The 18,030-nt window shown below is 65.8% G+C and carries 15 protein-coding genes; 4 read left to right on the top strand and 11 right to left on the bottom strand.

Going from position 1 to position 18,030, the window contains the following annotated elements; genetic code table 11:
* Window positions 1–66: 66 nt before the first annotated feature.
* Window positions 67–549: a YbaK/EbsC family protein gene (locus CSW57_RS18275; protein WP_099384013.1), complete on the top strand. Its 483-nt coding sequence runs from the start codon at window positions 67–69 to the stop codon at window positions 547–549.
* A gap of 47 nt (window positions 550–596) precedes the next feature.
* Here the strand turns inward: CSW57_RS18275 and CSW57_RS18270 are convergent, their stop codons facing one another.
* Window positions 597–1,337 carry an SOS response-associated peptidase gene (locus tag CSW57_RS18270; RefSeq protein WP_099384590.1) on the bottom strand — a complete coding sequence of 247 codons (741 nt, stop codon included), beginning with the start codon at window positions 1,335–1,337 and terminating at the stop codon, window positions 597–599.
* Window positions 1,338–1,455: 118 nt separating this feature from the next.
* The gene (locus CSW57_RS24525; RefSeq protein ID WP_189339311.1) at window positions 1,456–2,205 is read right to left on the bottom strand and encodes a hypothetical protein; all 750 of its coding nucleotides are present in this window, start codon (window positions 2,203–2,205) and stop codon (window positions 1,456–1,458) included.
* Between the two features lie 133 nt (window positions 2,206–2,338).
* Between CSW57_RS24525 and aroA the strand changes: the two genes are divergently transcribed.
* Complete coding sequence (gene aroA / locus CSW57_RS18260) at window positions 2,339–3,601, top strand: 3-phosphoshikimate 1-carboxyvinyltransferase (RefSeq protein ID WP_099384012.1); 1,263 nt, start codon at window positions 2,339–2,341, stop codon at window positions 3,599–3,601.
* On the top strand, window positions 3,598–4,590 hold the full coding sequence (gene rsgA, locus CSW57_RS18255; protein WP_023955884.1) for a ribosome small subunit-dependent GTPase A: 993 nt from the start codon (window positions 3,598–3,600) through the stop codon (window positions 4,588–4,590). The genes aroA and rsgA overlap by 4 nt, the downstream gene beginning before the upstream one ends.
* Here rsgA and CSW57_RS18250 read toward each other — a convergent pair.
* Window positions 4,587–5,840: a fatty acid desaturase family protein gene (locus tag CSW57_RS18250; RefSeq protein ID WP_099384589.1), complete on the bottom strand. Its 1,254-nt coding sequence runs from the start codon at window positions 5,838–5,840 to the stop codon at window positions 4,587–4,589. The genes rsgA and CSW57_RS18250 overlap by 4 nt on opposite strands.
* Window positions 5,841–5,947: 107 nt before the next feature.
* Window positions 5,948–7,249: a fatty acid desaturase family protein gene (locus tag CSW57_RS18245; protein ID WP_099384011.1), complete on the bottom strand. Its 1,302-nt coding sequence runs from the start codon at window positions 7,247–7,249 to the stop codon at window positions 5,948–5,950.
* A 415-nt stretch (window positions 7,250–7,664) separates the two neighbouring features.
* On the opposite strand from CSW57_RS18245, the gene CSW57_RS18240 reads away from it, so the two are divergent.
* On the top strand, window positions 7,665–9,095 hold the full coding sequence (locus CSW57_RS18240; protein ID WP_099384010.1) for a DEAD/DEAH box helicase: 1,431 nt from the start codon (window positions 7,665–7,667) through the stop codon (window positions 9,093–9,095).
* A gap of 99 nt (window positions 9,096–9,194) precedes the next feature.
* Here CSW57_RS18240 and CSW57_RS18235 read toward each other — a convergent pair whose 3' ends face one another.
* The 7 genes from CSW57_RS18235 to CSW57_RS18205 all read right to left on the bottom strand — a co-directional run bounded on the left by CSW57_RS18235 (window position 9,195) and on the right by CSW57_RS18205 (window position 17,991).
* Entirely contained in the window at window positions 9,195–10,316 is a 1,122-nt protein-coding gene (locus CSW57_RS18235) for a ferredoxin reductase (RefSeq protein WP_099384009.1), read from the bottom strand.
* A 104-nt stretch (window positions 10,317–10,420) separates the two neighbouring features.
* Complete coding sequence (locus CSW57_RS18230) at window positions 10,421–10,942, bottom strand: DUF6912 family protein (protein ID WP_099384008.1); 522 nt, start codon at window positions 10,940–10,942, stop codon at window positions 10,421–10,423.
* 29 nt (window positions 10,943–10,971) lie between these two features.
* Entirely contained in the window at window positions 10,972–12,411 is a 1,440-nt protein-coding gene (locus CSW57_RS18225) for a WS/DGAT/MGAT family O-acyltransferase (RefSeq protein ID WP_223249334.1), read from the bottom strand.
* A gap of 91 nt (window positions 12,412–12,502) precedes the next feature.
* Entirely contained in the window at window positions 12,503–12,877 is a 375-nt protein-coding gene (locus CSW57_RS18220) for an Rv3235 family protein (RefSeq protein WP_143696576.1), read from the bottom strand.
* Between the two features lie 408 nt (window positions 12,878–13,285).
* Window positions 13,286–16,111: a preprotein translocase subunit SecA gene (gene secA, locus CSW57_RS18215; protein WP_099384006.1), complete on the bottom strand. Its 2,826-nt coding sequence runs from the start codon at window positions 16,109–16,111 to the stop codon at window positions 13,286–13,288.
* 129 nt (window positions 16,112–16,240) lie between these two features.
* Complete coding sequence (gene hpf, locus CSW57_RS18210) at window positions 16,241–17,023, bottom strand: ribosome hibernation-promoting factor, HPF/YfiA family (RefSeq protein WP_099384005.1); 783 nt, start codon at window positions 17,021–17,023, stop codon at window positions 16,241–16,243.
* 284 nt (window positions 17,024–17,307) lie between these two features.
* Window positions 17,308–17,991 (bottom strand): ComF family protein, encoded by a 684-nt coding sequence (locus tag CSW57_RS18205; protein WP_099384004.1) that lies wholly within the window; start codon window positions 17,989–17,991, stop codon window positions 17,308–17,310.
* Between the last annotated feature and the right edge of the window lie 39 nt (window positions 17,992–18,030).

The raw sequence follows: 18,030 nt of genomic DNA, 5'->3' as shown, positions 1-18,030 counted from the left end.
GCACTCTCGTCACGACAACGGGGTGGACGGACCGGACACCCACCTCGGGCAGGACAATGGATCCCCATGGCAGCGACTTCGGCATTGCTGGCCCTGCAGACAGCAGGCATCGACCACCGCGTTCACAAGTATTCGGCGAGTTCGGATGGGGCCTGGGGTCCTGAGGCCGTCACATTCATGACCGACGCGGTGGGCGCCGAACCCGACCAGATATTCAAGACGCTGGTGTTCGATGTTGCCGGCACGCTGGCCGTGGCGGTCATCCCCGTTCCCACGCGGCTCTCGCTCAAGGCCGCCGCTGCCGCCTTGGGGCTGGGCGGCAAAGCTGCGATGGCCGAGCCGAAGGACGTCATGAGGGTCACCGGCTACGTCCTGGGCGGGGTGTCACCGATCGGTCAACGAAAGCCGCTGCCCACCGTCGTCGACGAGACGGCCGAGCTGTGGCCCGTGATGTTCTGCAGTGCGGGCAAACGCGGCCTCGAGATCGAGCTGTCCCCCACCGACCTGATCGCCGTCACCGGCGCCGTCGTCGCAGACATCACTGCCTGAAGGCACCGGGGCTGCCCAAGCGCCGAGGAACCGTGCTGCGCGGACCCTCAGAGCGGCTTGATCAGATCCGCGCGATTGTTGCGGACGTTGTTCACGTCGGTGGACACCCGGTACGGCACCAGATGTGGCTCGGGCAGGGCCGCCAGCAGGTCTCGGGCCACATCGACCTTGCCGCTCGAGCAATCCAGCCAGTCGTCGCGCATGTCCGGGGTCACGATGACCGGCGTGCGGTCGTGGATGTGGCCCAGCGCATCCGCCGCGGGACGGGTGATCACCGTGGTGGTCCACAACCAGCGGTCCGGATCATCCTTGGCCTTGCCCGGGTCGGGCCACAGTTCGTAGAGACCCGCGAAACCGAGGATCGGGGTGTCGGGGTCGTGCATGAAGAACGGCAGCTTCTTGCCGTCCTCGCCCTTGGTCCACTCGAAGAAGCCGGCCGCCGGCAAGATGCAGCGGCGTTTCGCCGCGGCCCGTTTGAACGAGGGCTTCTCGGTCAGCGTCTCCGATCGCGCGTTGATCATCCGACTGCCGATGGACGGGTCCTTGGCCCAACTCGGCACCAGTCCCCAGCGCAGTGCCCGCAGTTGTCGCTGCACGGCGGGCTCGCCATCAGACAGATGGTCCGACTCTGATCGCTCCGCCCGCTCGAGAACGGTCGGGACCGTCGTCGTCGGGGCCACGTTGTAGGAGGGATTGTCGAGTTTGGCCGCGTCCTCGGCGGCCAGAGCAGCGTCGAAGGCGGCAACCAGATCTGATGTACTCGCCGTCGTGGCGTATCGCCCACACATGCGGCCCATTATCCCCCGCGCGAGCGCCGACCTCGGCACTGACGCATGTCCCGGTACGGGCCCCGCACAAACACCAGCGCCCCCTCGACAGGTCGAGAGGGCGCCGGTCCGGTCGGTATCAGGCGTTGGCTGCGTCCTGAACGATGGCGATCTGCTTGTTGAGGAGGTCCACCACTGCCGCCTCGTCGGCGGTGCCCCACGTGCCGGCGTCCTCTCCGATGAGCGTCACGTCGACGCTCACGGTGACGCCGTCGACGTAGGCCCCGGTTGACCGGATGGTCAGCGGCAGGGTGTCGGCACCCACGGTTGCGGTGCCGGTGCTCACGACGGTCTTCGCCGGGACGGTGGTGCCCTGGGGATCTTCGAGCGAGTTCTCCATCTCGGCGACCAACTGCGAACCATCCGGGAGGTCGTCGCGCATGGTCATCGCAGGACAGGACGCGATGTCGTTCTCCAGCTCCTCGAAGGAACCGTCCTGCCCGAGGATCACCTGGGTTTCGATGGTGCTGCCGTCTTCGAGGTCGTACTTGACCTTCGCACGGTCGAATTGCTTGCTGGCATCGGTCTCATCGGCGATGTTCGCGCAGCCCGTCGGCGTGACCTCGGGATCGGACTCGTTGTCGGCGTCGATCGCGGCTTTGTCCATCACCACATACGTGCCGCCGCCAGGGAACTCCGACTCGGGGAGCATCAGATCTTCGGCACGGGCGTCGAGTTCGGCGGCCGTGGGCTCCGAACTCGAGGACGTTTGCGCGCTCGCGGACGGATCCGCATTGTCCGACGAGTCGTCGGAGCACGCCGAGAGGGTCAAAACGGCTGCGGCACATAGTGCGACGAGCGCGGCGGGGCGAGTTGGGCGAAGGTTCATGGAAAGAACATAGCGGGCGAACAGCCACAAATTCGCGTCTTGTCAGCTATTCGGCAGACCACCATCGGCCGACGCCGCCCCGAGGCCACCTCGGACCATCGGACCTGCTGCGAAGGCATGAAAGACTGTCCGGGTGAATGCATGGAACGCCCCTCACGCTCCCGCGCCCGTCGACGCCGTTGTCAGCCTCCCCGGCAGCAAGTCGATCACCAACCGGGCACTGGTGCTGGCGGCGCAGGCCGACGGTCCGTCGACACTGACCGGCACACTCCGCAGCCGTGACAGCGACCTGATGCTCGATGCACTGGCCGCGCTCGGCGTCGGGGTCGACATCGATACCGACGATCCCGCCACCGTCACCATCACCCCCGCGCCCATGCACAGCGGAAAGGTCGATTGTGGGCTGGCCGGCACGGTCATGCGGTTTGTTCCGCCGCTGGCTGCCCAGGCGGACGGCGTTGTGGAGTTCGACGGTGACGAACAGGCCCGCAGCCGGCCGCTGCACACCATCCTCGGGGCACTACGCGACATCGGTGTCCAGGTCGCGGGCGATTCGCTCCCCTTCACCATCACCGCAACCGGTTCGGTCCGAGGGGGCGAAGTGACCATCGACGCGTCGGCGTCATCGCAGTTCGTCTCGGGCCTGCTGCTCAGTGCGGCAGGCTTCGACAACGGTCTCACGATCGTCCACGTCGGCGACCCTGTCCCGTCGACCCCCCACATCACGATGACGATCGACATGCTGGCCGCAGCCGGTGTCGCGGTGGACGTCTCGACCGCGAACCGTTGGCAGGTGGCGCCTGCCACGGTCCGCGCCGTCGATTGGCAGATCGAGCCCGACCTGTCGAACGCCGCGGCCTTCCTTGCCGCCGCTGCAGCCACCGGCGGCACGATCTCGGTTCCCCGGTGGCCGGTGACGACCACCCAGCCAGGGGCGGTGATCGTCCAGATCCTCGAGGCGATGGGGTGCCGCAGCCAGAACGAGGACGGCGTTCTCACGATCACCGGACCCACTGCGCTGCAAGGCATCTCGTGGGACATGAGCGCAGTCGGCGAACTGACCCCGACCGTCGCCGCGCTGTGCGCGCTCGCGGAAGGACCTTCGACGCTCTCCGGCATCGCCCATCTGCGGGGCCACGAGACCGACCGCCTCGCGGCATTGACCGCCGAGATCAACCGACTGGGTGGGCGGTGCAGCGAAACCCCGGACGGTCTTGTCATCGAGCCCAGGACCCTGCACGGCGGGACCTGGCGTGCGTATGCCGATCACCGGATGGCCACCGCAGGCGCTCTTGTCGGCCTGGTCACCGAGGGCGTCTCGGTGGACGACATCGGCTCCACCGCCAAGACACTCCCCGACTTCCCTGCGATGTGGGCGAGGATGATCAACGCTTGAGCAAGCGGCAGTACGACGAGACCGATGTCCGGGTACGCCCGGGCCGGGGCACTCGGCCACGCACCAAAACCCGTCCGACACATGAGGATGCCGAGACGGCCATGGTGGTCTCCGTCGACCGCGGACGGTGGGGATGCGTACTCGCCGACGACCCCGACACCAGAGTCGTCTGCATGCGCGCCCGCGAACTCGGCCGTACCCCCATCGTGGTCGGTGACGACGTCTCGGTGGTGGGCGATCTGTCCGGCAAAGCGGACACCCTGGCGCGCATCGTCCGGGTCGCGCCGCGACGAACTGTGTTGCGGCGCACGGCCGATGACACCGATCCGTACGAGCGCATCGTGGTGGCCAACGCCGAGCAACTGTTGATTGTCACCGCCCTCGCCGACCCACCGCCGCGCACCGGATTCGTCGAACGGGCGTTGGCCGCAGCTTATGTCGGCGGTCTCACCCCGATACTGTGCCTGACCAAAGGGGATCTGGCCGACCCCGAGTCCTTTCGGGCGGCATTCGCCGACCTCGACCTGCCGGTACTGATCGCCGGGCGGGACGATCCCATCGAACCCGCGCAGGAACTGTTGCAGGGCAAGCTGACCGCCCTGATCGGGCACAGCGGCGTCGGAAAATCCACGCTCGTGAACAGACTGGTTCCCGACGCCTACCGTGCGACCGCGGTGGTGTCAGGTGTGGGCAAGGGCCGGCACACCTCGACACAGTCGGTGGTGCTGCCGTTGCCCGGCGGTGGATGGGTGGTCGACACTCCCGGCATCCGCTCGTTCGGGCTCGCCCACATCGGGCCGGAGGACGTCATCAAGGCCTTCGATGACCTGGCCGTCGCCATCGAGGCCTGTCCCCGTGGTTGCACCCACCTCGGTCCGCCCGCAGACCCCGAATGCGCTCTGGACGCGCTCGAGGGCCAGCACCACCGCCGCGCCATGGCTGTGCGCGAATTACTGGCCGCGCTGAGCGTGGCCAACCACTGGGACTAGGCGCGCAACTGCTTTGCGCGGGTCCGGCGCCGTGAACGCGCCTCGGCGAGAGCGGTTTTGAGGCCCTCCCGCTTGTCGGCGGCGAGCCGTCGTCCACTGGCCGCAGCGGCTCCACGCAGGCCCGCGAACTTCTTCTCCGAAGCGGTTTCCGGCGCATCGTCGGCGGTGTCGACGAGCAGACCGTCGGGCAGCGACAGCTTGCAGATGGTCCGGAACGTCAGCCAGTACTGATTCGGCAACGACCCCGTGGTGTACGGCAGGTCGTACTTCTCGCACAGCTCACGTATCCGGACACCGATCTCGGCATAACGATTCGACGGCAGATCGGGAAACAGGTGGTGTTCGATCTGGTAGCAGAGGTTGCCGCTCATGAACGCCATCGCCGGGCCCGCATTGAAGTTGGCGGTGCCGAGCATCTGCCGCAGGTACCACTGGCCGTGCGTCTCGTCGATCAGCGTTTCCTCGTTGAATTTTTCTGCGCCATCGGGGAAGTGGCCACAGAAGATCACGAGGTACGCCCAGAAGTTACGAACCAGGTTGGCGGTCAGATTGGCGGTGAGGGTACGCCGAGCAGCCTTGCCCGACAGCAGCGGGAAGATGACGAAGTCCTTGGCCAATTGCCTCGCGACCTTCTTTCCGAAGGCCTTGAACTGCGGAATGGCGATCTCCGCAGGTTTGCGTCCAGCCAGGTACTCGCTGGTCTCGAGGTCGTGTAGGCCGATACCCCACTCGAAGGTTGCAGCCAAGAACAGGTTCAGGAACGGCTGAGGAAGATGCTTGAGCTGCCACGGCTCATCCCGGGTCACCCGCAGAAGCCGGTAGCCGACGTCGTGATCCATCCCGAGCACGTTTGTGTACTTGTGGTGGATGTAGTTGTGCGAATGCTTCCAGTGCGTCGATGCACACACCATGTCCCATTCCCACGACGTGGAGTGCACCTCGGGGTCGTTCATCCAATCCCACTGGCCATGCATGACGTTGTGGCCCAGTTCCATGTTCTCGATGATCTTCGCCGCCGAGAGCATGGCCGTGCCACCGAGCCAGAACAACCGGTGACGGCTACCGAGCAGGGCGAGTCGGCCGCCGACCTCCAGAAAACGCTGAGCCGCGATGGTGCGGCGCAGGTACCTGGCGTCACGCTCGCCGAGGTCGGATTCGATCTCGCGTCGCAGTGCATCGAGCTCGTTGCCGAGGGCCTCGACATCGGCTTCGGTCAGATGCGCATACGCATTGATGTCAGTGATTGCCATCGCGCCTTGTAACTCCTTGTCGGCGTTGTCCACCGGATGAAGCCGGCGTGGACTGGTGGTGTTCCACCATTGTCCACGCCGGGGTTGTCGGGGGCGACCCGGAACGTTCAGGCAGCCCTGACGCCGTCGGTCTGAGTGCGTTTACGGATGGAGATCACCGATGAACGGCGACCGCGAAGACTGTTGATCGCACTGCGCAATCCACGGCGGCGGCCTGTCGCCGGGTCGATCTCGGCGACGAGTCGCTGCTCGGGATGCGACTTGAAGCGCCGTTCGGACGCCGTTTCAGGTGCGTCGTCGGTGGTCGCCTTGAGGTACTTGTTCGGTAGCGACAGCTTGGCGATGGTGCGCCACGACTTCGCGTACTGCACCAGGAACGGGCCCGTGGTGTACGGCAGGTCGTACTTCTCGCACAGTTCGCGAACGCGAACGGAGATCTCCGCGAGCCGGTTGCTCGGCAGATCGGGGAACAGGTGGTGCTCGATCTGGTAACAAAGATTGCCGCTCATGAACGCGAGGGGCTTGCCCGCATGGAAGTTGGCGCTGCCCAGCATCTGCCGCAAGTACCACTGCGCCTGGGTCTCGTTCTCCATGTCCTGCTTGGTGAACTTCTCCGCCCCGTCGGGAAAGTGACCACAGAAGATCACTGCGTTGGTCCAGATGTTGCGGATGGTGTTTCCGGCGAGCGTGGCGGTCATCGCCCGTCCCCAGCTCGTCCACGAGCGGTTGGCCGCACCGGCCAGCGCCGGGTAGACGACGTAATCCTTGCTGATCTGCCGGCCCACCTTGATGCCGACGTCCTTGAGGTCCTTCTTGAACTCGTCGGGGTTGGGGTGTTTGCCCGCGGCGACCCGGCCGAGTTCGAGGTGCTGGACCGCGACGCCGTACTGGAAGAAAAGCATGAGGAGCGTGTTGTAGGCCAGGTTGCCCAGGTTGAACGGCTTCCACCGCTGATCCCGGGTCACACGGATCAATCCGTAGCCCACGTCGTCGTCCATCCCCAGCACGTTTGTGTACTTGTGATGGATGAAGTTATGCGTGTGCTTCCAGTGGGCGGATGGACCGGTGTTGTCCCATTCCCAGCTGGTCGAATGCACTTCCGGATCGTTCATCCAGTCCCATTGACCGTGCATCACGTTGTGGCCGAGTTCCATGTTCTCGACGATCTTGGAGACGCCCAGGGCGCCGGCACCGAGTGCCCACAGCTTGCGATCGCGGGCGCCGAACAGCAACGCACGGCCCGTCAGCTCCATACCGCGCTGGAAGCGAATGGTGTTGCGGAGGTACTTGGCATCCTTCTCGCCACGGACGGATTCGACGTCGCGGCGGATCGCGTCGAGTTCCGCGCCGAGGGCTTCGACGTCGGCGTCGGTCAGGTGGGCATATTCGGGAATGTCAGCTATTGCCATCTGAATCAAACCTCTCTTCTCGAGGATTGGGGGAGGCCGAACCGGATCGAGAGAGCAACCTACGGGAACGTAACTTACGCAATCGTAGGTTCCGATCCCGAGGCTGTCCAGTGCGGTGAGACTCAGGTCACGCAGGCGCAAATACCCAGAACGCGGCGACGGCGGGCTATAGTTGACGGGTACTCCGCGCCATATGCGCGGAACCGTCGTGGAACTGCTTCCTCGCACCGTCGCACCCGAAGAGATTCGATGCGCATCATGTGCGAGTTGATCAACCCCACCGAGCTTTCACACGGCGATCGTTACTGCCCACCGAATGGTGGCCGAGGTATTCGGCCCTGATCAGCGGCAGTCGCGCCAACCAGCGGTGAATCGAGCTCGGAGCACCGCGTAACACGGAAAACGTGATTTTTTGATGACTTCTGTATCCAGTCCTGCCTCAACGACTTTCGCCGACCTCGGCGTTCCCCCGCGCCTGGTCAAGGTGCTCACCGCCGGCGGCATCACCGCCCCGTTCCCCATCCAGGCCGACACGCTGCCCGACAGTCTCGCCGGCCGCGATGTACTCGGTCGCGGAAAGACCGGTAGTGGCAAGACCCTCGCTTTCGCCATCCCGCTGGTCGCCCGTCTGTCTGCCGGAAGCCCCGCAGGAGCCGGCCGCCCCCGCGGATTGATCCTGGCGCCCACCCGCGAACTGGCGACCCAGATCACCGCTGTCGTGCAGCCGATGGCCTCGGCCCTCGGACTCACCGTGACGACCATCTTCGGTGGCGTACCGCAGGGCCGTCAGGCCTCCGCGTTGCGCGCCGGAGTGGACATCGTCGTGGCCTGCCCGGGCCGCCTCGAAGACCTCATGCGCCAGCGTCTGGTGCGTCTGGACCGCGTCGAGATCTCCATCCTCGACGAGGCAGACCACATGGCCGACCTCGGTTTCCTCCCCGGCGTCACACGTATCCTGACCGCCACGCCCGAAGGCGGACAGCGACTGCTGTTCTCGGCCACCCTCGACAACGGTGTCGACAAGCTGGTCAAGCGTTTCCTGAACCAGCCGGTCATGCACTCGGTCGACGAGGCCACCTCGCACGTCTCCGCGATGACCCACCACATCTTCGAAGTCTCCGGACAGGACTCCAAGAAGGGCGTCGTCTTCGCACTCGCCTCAGGGCGTGGTCGCCGGATCCTGTTCATGCGCACCAAGCATCAGGCCCGCAAGCTCGCCAAGCAGCTGACCGACGCCGGCATCCCCAGTGTCGACCTACACGGCAACCTGTCGCAGGGCGCCCGCGATCGCAACCTGCTCGCCTTCTCCAGCGGCAAGGCCCGTGTGCTCGTCGCCACCGACGTCGCGGCACGCGGCGTGCACGTCGACGACGTCGAATTGGTTGTGCACGTGGATCCGCCCACCGAGCACAAGGCATACCTCCACCGTTCGGGCCGCACAGCTCGGGCGGGCAGTGCCGGCGACGTGGTGACCCTGACCCTTCCTGAACAGCGTCGCGACATGTCACAGCTGCTGCGCAAGGCCGCGATCAAGGCCACCCCGATCCGGGTGACCGCCGACTCCGAGCAGCTCAAGACGCTGGTCGGCGAACCGGCCGACCTGGTTGCGCCGCCCGCCGTGAGCAACGTCCCGAACCGGACCGCCAAGGCGCCAGGCAGCCGCTCGACCGGCTCGCGTCGTCCTCGCCCCACCGCCAACGGCTCCGCGCCGTATGAGGGTCGTGGCCGTGGACAGAGCGCACGATCCGAAGGCGGCCGCGCAGAGAACGGCCGTACCCGCGGCCACACCGGCCAGGGTGGCAGCCGTCGCAGCAGCACCTCCAGCCGGACCGGCTCCGCACGCTAGAGGCCCGCTACACGTCCCGACCCCCGATGATGTGCCCTTCTGGCGAACAAACCTCCAGGTGAGTTCCGCCAGAACAGCACATCATCGGGGGTCGGTGTGTCAGACCTCGAGAGTGCAATCCCCTGCCGAGACGCTGACGCAGGTCTGAATACGTTCTCCCTCTACGTGTTCGGCGCCGCTGCGCAGATCTCGCACGCAGCCTTTCTCGAGCATCACCACACAGCTCTGGCAGATACCCATCCGGCAGCCGAACGGCATCTGCACGCCGGCATCCTCACCGGCCGTCATCAGTGTGGTGGCACCGTCCACGGTCGCCGTCTTACCGGTACGAGAAAAGGTCACCGTGCCGCCCTCGGCACCGACCTCGCCACGCTCCAACGCGAACCGCTCGATGTGCAGGTGGTCCCGCAGCCCCGCCTGGGTCCACTTGTGGGTCAACGAATCCAGCAGCGCGGCCGGACCACAGGCCCAGGTCTGGCGAGACGCCCAATCCGGGCACAGATCGTCGAGACGCTCGATGTCCACCTTGCCCTCGCTGCGGGTGAACTGGATGTGGGCGTCGAGCAGCCCGCCCTCCTGCATCGCTTCGAGTTCCGAGCCGAACATCAGGTCATCCGCCGTCGGCACCGAATGGATCAGTCGCACATCGGTGTGCTGATGGCGCGACTCCATCGTGCGCAGCATCGACATGATCGGGGTGATGCCGCTGCCGGCCGTCACGAACAGCAGCTTCTCGGGGAGGTCGGCGGGAAGGACGAACTCACCCTGAGGCGGTGCGAGCCGGACCACGGTGCCCGGTGCCAGACCCCGAACCAGGTGTCCGGAGAGGAAACCCTCGGCCATCGCCTTCACGGTGATCGTGACCACCCGACCACGGGCACCTCCCGAGGTCTGCGGCACCGATGTCAGAGAATACGAACGCCAGGTCCAGCGCCCCTCGACGAGTACCCCGATCCCCATGTACTGGCCCGGAAGGTAATCGAACGAGAACCCCCACCCCGGTTTGATGACGATGGTGGCAGAGTCCGAGGTCTCCGGCCGGACCTCCACGATCTTGCCGCGCAGCTCACGCGCCGACCACAGTGGATTCGCGAGGTGCAGATAGTCGTCCGGCAACAACGGGGTGGTGATCCTCGCCGCCACCGCCCGCACACTGTTGGCCGCCCGGTTGCTGCTGGCGATGCCCCGCACGGGTGCCTCGAAACGTTCTCGCCAACCCATCTGATTGCCTCCATTCAACTGCCGCCGTCAATTCTCGGGCGCAAACTTACGCAACCGTAGGTTACGCGTAGAACAGCCGCAGAGGGAGGTCGGCGCAAGCGCGCCTAGAGCAGCTCCAAGAGGAACGGAAGCTCTTGCGTTGCATACCAACCCAAGTCGAAATCCTCGACGTCGCCGATCGCCAGCTCGGAGTCCTCGTCGCCGAGGTCGGCCGAATCCACCATCCCCACAGCTCGGACCACCTTGCCCTCGGCATCACCACCGTCGATGAGAACCGATGCGATCGCCGAGCGGTCCACCACCGGGGGAACCTTGACCACCGCGACATCAAGGTCGGGCCGCAGCTTCACCTCGTCGACGTCGGCGGCGATCACCACACGCCGGGCAGGTAGCTGGGCCTGTCCGTCCTCGTCGGACCGGTCGTCGTCCTCTGCTGCCAGCAACCGCAGCGACGCCCTGGCTGCTTCGCGAATGGCCGCTTCGGCGAGTTCCTCGTCGTCACCATCGTGATACGCCTCCCGGAGCGCCGGGGTCAGCGCGAAAGCCGTACCGCCGACCGGCCGGAACTCACCGGACTGGTTGAGTTCGAACAGCATCGACAATGTGGCGGGCAAATAGATTCTCATGTGACCTTTCTCGAGGGGCCGGCACCGGCTCAGCGCGCACCGGAAAGCAATTCGTCGAACGAGTCGGTGAGGTACTCCGCCATGGCACCCAGGTCCCACATCACACCGCGATCGGCATTGAGGCCGAAGTAGATCCGGCCGTTGTACGACGTGAGGCCGACGGCCAGGGCGCGGTTGCGCACCAGCACCGGAACCGGGTAGATGGCCAGGATCTCGTTGCCACCGAGGTACTGCGCGGCTCTCGGACCCCGGGCGATCGTGATGGGCAGATTGAACGACCGTCGCGACAGCGAAGCTGTCGCGCGCGCGCTCATCGCATGGAAGGTCGCCGGTCCGATCTCGGGCATCCAGGGCTCCACGCCCACCGACCCCCGCCGGCCCGACTGCGAGTACCGTTCGGCAAGCTGCGCGACCTGCGAGAGACGCACTGCCGGATTTGCTTCTCCCACAGGGAGATCGGTGACAAAACCGTGTAGACCGCCTGCCATCCATTCGGCCGATGTGGCCATGCCACGGGCCTCGAGGTCGGCGTCGGACTCCGCCGCGTCGTTGTCGACCGGGTACGCCGAGAGAGGGACCATCGCGCGGATCGTCTCGACCTGGTCCACCGCTTGCTCGCGGGAGAGCAGCCACCGCCGGATGGCCCCCGCGATGGCGGCGAGGATCACGTCGTTGGGTTGGCAGCTGTACCGCTCGGCGATGTCCACGCAGTCCTCGACCGCGAACGAGGCGACCGTGAAACGACGGGTGGGCGCCGTCGCACCGTTGAGTGGACTCGCGGGGGCGGTGCTGGCCGCCATCTTCATCACCGTCTCCACCCTGCGGGCCGTCGCCGTTACGGCCTGGCCCACCCAGGTCACCTGGTTGGTGGCGGCTCGCACCTGGTCGACCATCTCCCAGGGCCGGGTGATGACGTCGGTGATCGCCCCGACCACCAGCTCGCTGTTGCTCGGCTCGCGGTCCGGAAGCCAGAGGTCTTCGGGCATCTGGGCGGGTTCGCGCGTGTCGTCGACGATGACCTGATTGATCTCGAGCGCTTCGTGCCCGTCGACCAGCGCCCGGTGGGTCTTGGTGAGGATGGCCATCCGGTTGTCCGCGAGGCCCTCCACGAGGTACATCTCCCAGAGCGGCCGACTGCGCTCGAGCGGTCGCGACATCAGGCGCGCGACGAGATCGTGCAGCTGATCGTCGGCGCCGGGACTCGGCAGCGCCGAGCGTCGCACGTGATAGGTGATGTCGAAGTCGCGGTCGTCGACCCATACCGGCCGCGCCAACCCCAGCGTGACCTCGCGGATCTTCTGCCGATATCGCGGTACCAGTTGAAGGCGGCACTCGACCGTCGTCAGCAGACTCGCGTAGTCCAGTCCTCCAGGGCGCCGTTCCAGGATCAGGAGCGATCCGACCTGCGTGGTGGTGCCGCGCTCATCGAGGTAGTAGTACATCGAGTCCTGGGGCGACAGCCGATTCACAGTTCGATGCTAGCCGTCGGTGGCCGAAGGGGCCCACCTGTCGGCCACGCCGGCGTTGCGGCGTCGTGGCAGGCGAGCGCATGGTCGCCGATCATCCGACGGTCACCGCGGTCAGGAGACAGCGCTGCGTTCGCCGGCGTGCTCCCCCGGGTTCGGCTGCGCGCATCACCACCCGGCGGCGCTCAACACGAGCGCCCATCGCGAACACTCTGTGGCCCCGTCCGTAGACGACGGTGATCTCGGCGACGTCCGGCCGGATGCTCTGCGTATGCAGGCGCAGCAACGCCGCAGGCGGGCCACCCCGGTCGGATCCCGTGGACAGCAGCGTGCGGAACTGGTCGGCGATATGCGGGATCGCCACTGCCGACAACTGCGTCACGGGACGGCGGCGGTTCATCACCTCGAGCACGAGTTTGATTGCCCCGATGGCGAATTGCCGCATCTCGAGGTCCACACCATCAGGCACCACGGGTAGCGGAGACCGACGGAGCGGAGCCGACCGGCCGAGTGTGATGACCCGCGGCTGACTCGGATCAACCGGTTCCGGTTCGTATCGCGGTGCAGCAGTCACCCGAAAACCAGCGCGATCCACGACCTCTGCGACGGACGAATGGGACTGCCCTGTCGGCCGGGAACATCCAAACGGACCCTCTTGTGCGGGTGAGCTCGATTCTGAGATCGGGGCGAGCTCCGTGGCCGGCCCGAGCGTTGTTGTTGTCATGGTCCCCCCGGACCCATCGGCACACGACCGGCACTGGTGGCCGGCCCGGTAAACCGGGGAACCCGGATACCAGCAGTACGACGTGCCCTGCGGTATCCGGGTTCCGTTGTCCCGAGAGGTGACGCTGACGGCGACCCCAGATCGCCGCCCGTGTCACCGTTTCTTGCGCGATTTGGCCGGCTTGGGCCCACCCGTCTTGGTGCCCGCGCGTGCGGCGGCGCGCCGCTCCTTGCGGGTACCGGACGCCTGGCCGTTCGACGAACCGGTCTGGCGGACTGCTGTGCCGCCGGTCTCCGACGGACCGCTGTACGTCAGTGCGGCATCGCCCGAGTCGTCGATCCCCTTGGCGCGCAGAGCAGCCGGAGCAGGCTTACGCGCCGGGACCGGCTGTTCGGTCGGCAAGGGGGCCGGCGGCGTGGGGGCAGCAGGCGCGGCGGGGGCAGCTGGTGCAGCTGCAGCGGCAGGTTGTGCGGGTGTCGCCTCGACAGCCACGTTGAACAGGAAGCCGATCGACTCCTCTTTGAGGCCTTCGAGCATGCCGGTGAACATGTCGTAGCCCTCGCGCTGGTACTCGACCACGGGGTCACGCTGCGCCATCGAGCGCAGGTGGATACCTTCGCGCAGGTAGTCCATCTCGTAAAGGTGGTCACGCCACTTGCGGTCGAGGACACTGAGCAGGATGGTCCGCTCGAGCTGGCGCATCGCGTTCTCGCCGGCGATCGACTCGATCTCCTTCTCACGCTTCTCGTACGCAGCATGGGCGTCGGCGATCAGCATGTCCCGCAGTTCCTGCGCGCTGATCTCCTTGCGCTCGCCGAACTCGTTCTCCTCGACCAGTTCCTTGTAGTCGATCTCGATCGGGTACAGCGTCTTGATCGCGGTCCACAGCTGCTCGAAGTCCCAGTCCTCGACGTAACCCTCGGCCGTGGCGGCATCGACATAGGCGCCGACGACGTCGTCGATCATGCGCTGGACCTGCTCGCGGTGGTCTTCGCCCTCGAGAATGGTGCGACGCTCGGCGTAGATCACCTTGCGCTGCTGGTTCATCACCTCGTCGTACTTGAGGACGTTCTTACGGACCTCGAAGTTCTGCTGCTCGACCTGGGTCTGTGCGCTGCGAATGGCCTTGGTGACCATCTTGGCCTCGATGGGCACGTCGTCCGGGAGGTTGACCCGGTTCATGATCGACTCGAGGGCTGCGCCGTTGAATCGGCGCATCAGCTCGTCACCGAGCGACAGGTAGAAACGGGATTCGCCGGGATCGCCCTGGCGACCCGAACGACCACGGAGCTGGTCGTCGATACGGCGGGACTCATGCCGCTCGGTACCCAGTACGTAGAGCCCGCCGGCCTGCCGAACCTTCTCCGCGTCGTCGGCGACCTCGCTCTTGACGAGCTCGATCATCTCGTCCCACGCGGCCTCGTACTCCTCGGGAGTGTCCACCGGATCCAGCCCCGCCTTGCGCAGGCGGATGTCGGCCAGGATGTCGGGGTTGCCGCCGAGCACGACGTCGGTGCCACGGCCGGCCATGTTGGTGGCCACGGTGACCGCACCGCTGCGACCGGCCTCGGCGATGATCTGGGCTTCCTGCTCGTGGAACTTGGCGTTGAGCACGTTGTGCGGAACGCCACGCTTCTTGAGCTGCCGGGCGAGGTACTCGGACCGCTCGACGCTGGTGGTACCGATCAGGACCGGCTGGCCCTTCTGGTGGCGCTCGAGGATGTCGTCGACCACCGCGTCGAACTTGGCCTCTTCGGTCTTGTAGATCAGATCCGTCTGATCCGCGCGCACCATCGGCTTGTTCGTCGGGATGGGCAGCACACCGAGTTTGTAGATCTGGTCGAGCTCGGCGGCCTCGGTCTGCGCCGTACCCGTCATGCCCGACAACTTGTCGTACATGCGGAAGTAGTTCTGCAGCGTGATGGTGGCCAGGGTCTGGTTCTCGGCCTTGATCTCCACCCGCTCTTTGGCCTCGATCGCCTGGTGCAGACCCTCGTTGAAACGCCGGCCCTCGAGCACGCGGCCGGTGAACTCGTCGACGATCAGGACCTCACCGTTGCGGACGATGTAGTCCTTGTCACGCTCGAACAGCTCTTTGACCTTGAGCGCATTGTTCAAGTAGCTCACCAGCGGCGAGTTGGCCGCCTCGTACAGGTTGTCGATGCCCAGCTGGTCCTCGACGAACTCGACGCCCTCCTCGTGCACACCGATGGTGCGCTTACGGATGTCGACCTCGTAGTGCACGTCCTTCTTGAGCAGCGGCGCGATGCGGGCGAACTCGGCGTACCACTTGCTCGACGAGTCGGCGGGACCCGAGATGATCAGCGGCGTCCTGGCCTCGTCGATGAGGATCGAGTCGACCTCGTCGACGATGGCAAACGGATGCCCGCGCTGCACCAGGTCGTTCAACGAGTGGGCCATGTTGTCGCGGAGATAGTCGAAACCGAACTCGTTGTTGGTTCCGTAGGTGATGTCGGCGTTGTAGGCCTCGCGGCGCTGATCAGACGTCATCCCGGTCAGGATGACGGCGGTCTCGAGCCCGAGGAAGCGGTGCACGCGGCCCATCCACTCGGAGTCACGTTTGGCGAGGTAGTCGTTGACGGTCACCACGTGCACGCCGTCGCCGGCCAACGCATTGAGGTAGGCGGGCAGCACACAGGTGAGGGTCTTGCCCTCACCGGTCTTCATCTCGGCGATGTTGCCGAAGTGCAGGGCGGCGCCGCCCATGATCTGAACGTGGAAGTGTTTCTGCGAGAGCACCCGCCAGGCGGCCTCCCGGGCGACCGCGAACGCTTCCGGCAAGAGGTCATCGAGCGTCTCGCCACCGGCGTAGCGCTCCTTGAACTCATCGGTTTTGGCCCGCAGCTGCTCGTCGGTCAGCGCCTCGGTCTCGTTGTCGAGCGTCTCCACATGCGAAGCGATGGCATCCAGGCGTTTGACCATCCGGCCTTCGCCGACGCGCAGCAGCTTGTTGAGCACTGGTTTTATCCTCGATCCAATTGACTACACACGAAATCCGACCTGCAGATTCGGAGCAGGTCGGATTCCATGGTAGCCACGGTCAGCGCCATCGCGGTCACGCGAGGCAGATCAGGTGCCTCTCGACGGTCAGGACAGACGGATCAATCCGTAATCGAACGCGTGGCGCCGGTACACGACCGTGGGTTTGTCGGTTTCCTTGTCATGGAACAGGAAGAAGTCGTGACCGACCAGTTCCATCTCGTAAAGCGCGTCGTCCACGGTCATCGGAACCGCGTCGTGTTCCTTGATTCGGACGATCTGACCGGGGCCCGCGGCCTCGGGACTGTGGTCGGCCCATCGGTCGTCGTCGACCTCGCCGGCCGGTGCGGATGCATTGCCGTTCAGGAGCGGATCAGCAGCGGCGGTCGCTTCGGCAACGGAGATCGGGGTGCGCAGGCCGTGGTGGACCTTGCGCCGGTCCTTGGTGCGACGCAGACGGGATTGCAGCTTGGTGAGCGCTGCGTCCAGGGCGGCGTAGAAGTTGTCGGCGCAGGCTTCGCCCCGAACCACGGGGCCCTTGCCGCGTGCGGTGATCTCGAGTCGTTGACAGATCTTCGACTGACGCCGGTTGCGTTCGTGGTGCAGTTCCACGTCGAAGCGGAAGATCGTGGGATCGAAGCGTTCAACCCGGGAGAGTTTGTCCATCACATGGATGCGGAAGTGGTCGGGGATCTCGACGTTGCGGCCACTGACCTGGACTTCGGCATCAGGTCGCGAGGGCGCGTCAGAGGATTCGGTTCGTATGTATATGCCGGGATCAAACGGATCGTGCGCGGCGGATTCGGGGGCACCTGCGGCTTCGGGGTCGACACTCGCTTGGTTGTCGACGCTGGATTCGGAAACGGCATTCCTGCCGACACTTGTCGTCACTTGCGATACCTCCTGGATCGGTGAACAGGACTTCCGGTACCGCGGCCGCAAGCGACCTGGTACCGGTCTGAATGTTCGGCATCACCTCCCCCCGTCGCCACCGTCGGTGGCCTTGGGTCTGGCAATCAGATCGCACCCCTGACGTTAGTCCGCCCGGCAGGTGTTCGCCACAGTTTCGTCAACAGGTGTTCACCTCCGGCGGAGCGCCACCCGGCTTCAGAACCCCTGCCCCCGCGCCACGAAACATGTTCGGCGCCAACGGATGACATACACCGAAACCCCCGTCACACTGCAGCGATCACCAGCACCAGATGTACGCCGATTCCTGCTCGACCGAGAACTCTGATCGATTCGGCCGCCGTAGCTCCGGTGGTCACCACGTCATCCACCAAGACGACGGCGGTGTCGCTGGCCCGCGCGGTCACGACGTCCCGGAGGCCACGCCCGCCGATGCCTATCGCGCCGGCCAGGTTCGCGCTGCGGGCAGACGCCGACAGTCCGGCCGAATCCCTGGCCCACGGCGACGTCGTCAGGACCGGGAGGACCGCCACCGCCGACCCCAGGTGCGCTGCGGCGGACCGACAGATGGCGGTCACAGGATCGCCACCGCGCCGACGTGCCGAGAGCTTCCTCGTCGGAGCCGGGATGAGGACCAGGCTCGTGGCCATCGGCAACTCCGACCAACCATCGAGGATCCGGAGTGCTTCGGCGAGCGCCCGTCCCAGCGGCGCGGCGAGATCGACGCGGCCGTGTTCCTTGAGTTCGAGGATCGCCCGGCGGCGCGGCCCGGTGTAGGGACCAACGGCGTAGACCGGCACCGCGAGTGGCACGCGGGTCTGCACAGCCGTGGGTGCATCGGCGAGGAGGCATGCGCACTGCGCACACCAGTTCAGACCAGGACGCCCACAGCCGCCACACAGTCGCGGCACCACCAGGTCGGCGAGGGCATCGACCACACGTCTGACCATGCCGCCAGCATGGCGGCGACAGATACTCGTACAACGGGC

This window comes from Williamsia muralis (assembly GCF_002735905.1).
Classification (GTDB): domain Bacteria; phylum Actinomycetota; class Actinomycetes; order Mycobacteriales; family Mycobacteriaceae; genus Williamsia; species Williamsia muralis_A.
Note: the sequence above shows the minus strand (reverse complement) of the source record. Positions and strands in the feature narration are given on the sequence as shown.

Bases quoted from the DNA above. Each gene is read 5' to 3' on its own strand.
- CSW57_RS18275 (WP_099384013.1), top strand. From the start codon at position 67: ATGGCAGCGACTTCGGCATTGCTGGCCCTGCAGACAGCAGGCATCGAC.
- CSW57_RS18270 (WP_099384590.1), bottom strand. From the start codon at position 1,337: ATGTGTGGGCGATACGCCACGACGGCGAGTACATCAGATCTGGTTGCC.
- CSW57_RS24525 (WP_189339311.1), bottom strand. From the start codon at position 2,205: ATGAACCTTCGCCCAACTCGCCCCGCCGCGCTCGTCGCACTATGTGCC.
- CSW57_RS18250 (WP_099384589.1), bottom strand. From the start codon at position 5,840: ATGGCAATCACTGACATCAATGCGTATGCGCATCTGACCGAAGCCGAT.
- CSW57_RS18245 (WP_099384011.1), bottom strand. From the start codon at position 7,249: ATGGCAATAGCTGACATTCCCGAATATGCCCACCTGACCGACGCCGAC.
- CSW57_RS18240 (WP_099384010.1), top strand. From the start codon at position 7,665: ATGACTTCTGTATCCAGTCCTGCCTCAACGACTTTCGCCGACCTCGGC.
- CSW57_RS18235 (WP_099384009.1), bottom strand. From the start codon at position 10,316: ATGGGTTGGCGAGAACGTTTCGAGGCACCCGTGCGGGGCATCGCCAGC.
- CSW57_RS18230 (WP_099384008.1), bottom strand. From the start codon at position 10,942: ATGAGAATCTATTTGCCCGCCACATTGTCGATGCTGTTCGAACTCAAC.
- CSW57_RS18205 (WP_099384004.1), bottom strand. From the start codon at position 17,991: ATGGTCAGACGTGTGGTCGATGCCCTCGCCGACCTGGTGGTGCCGCGA.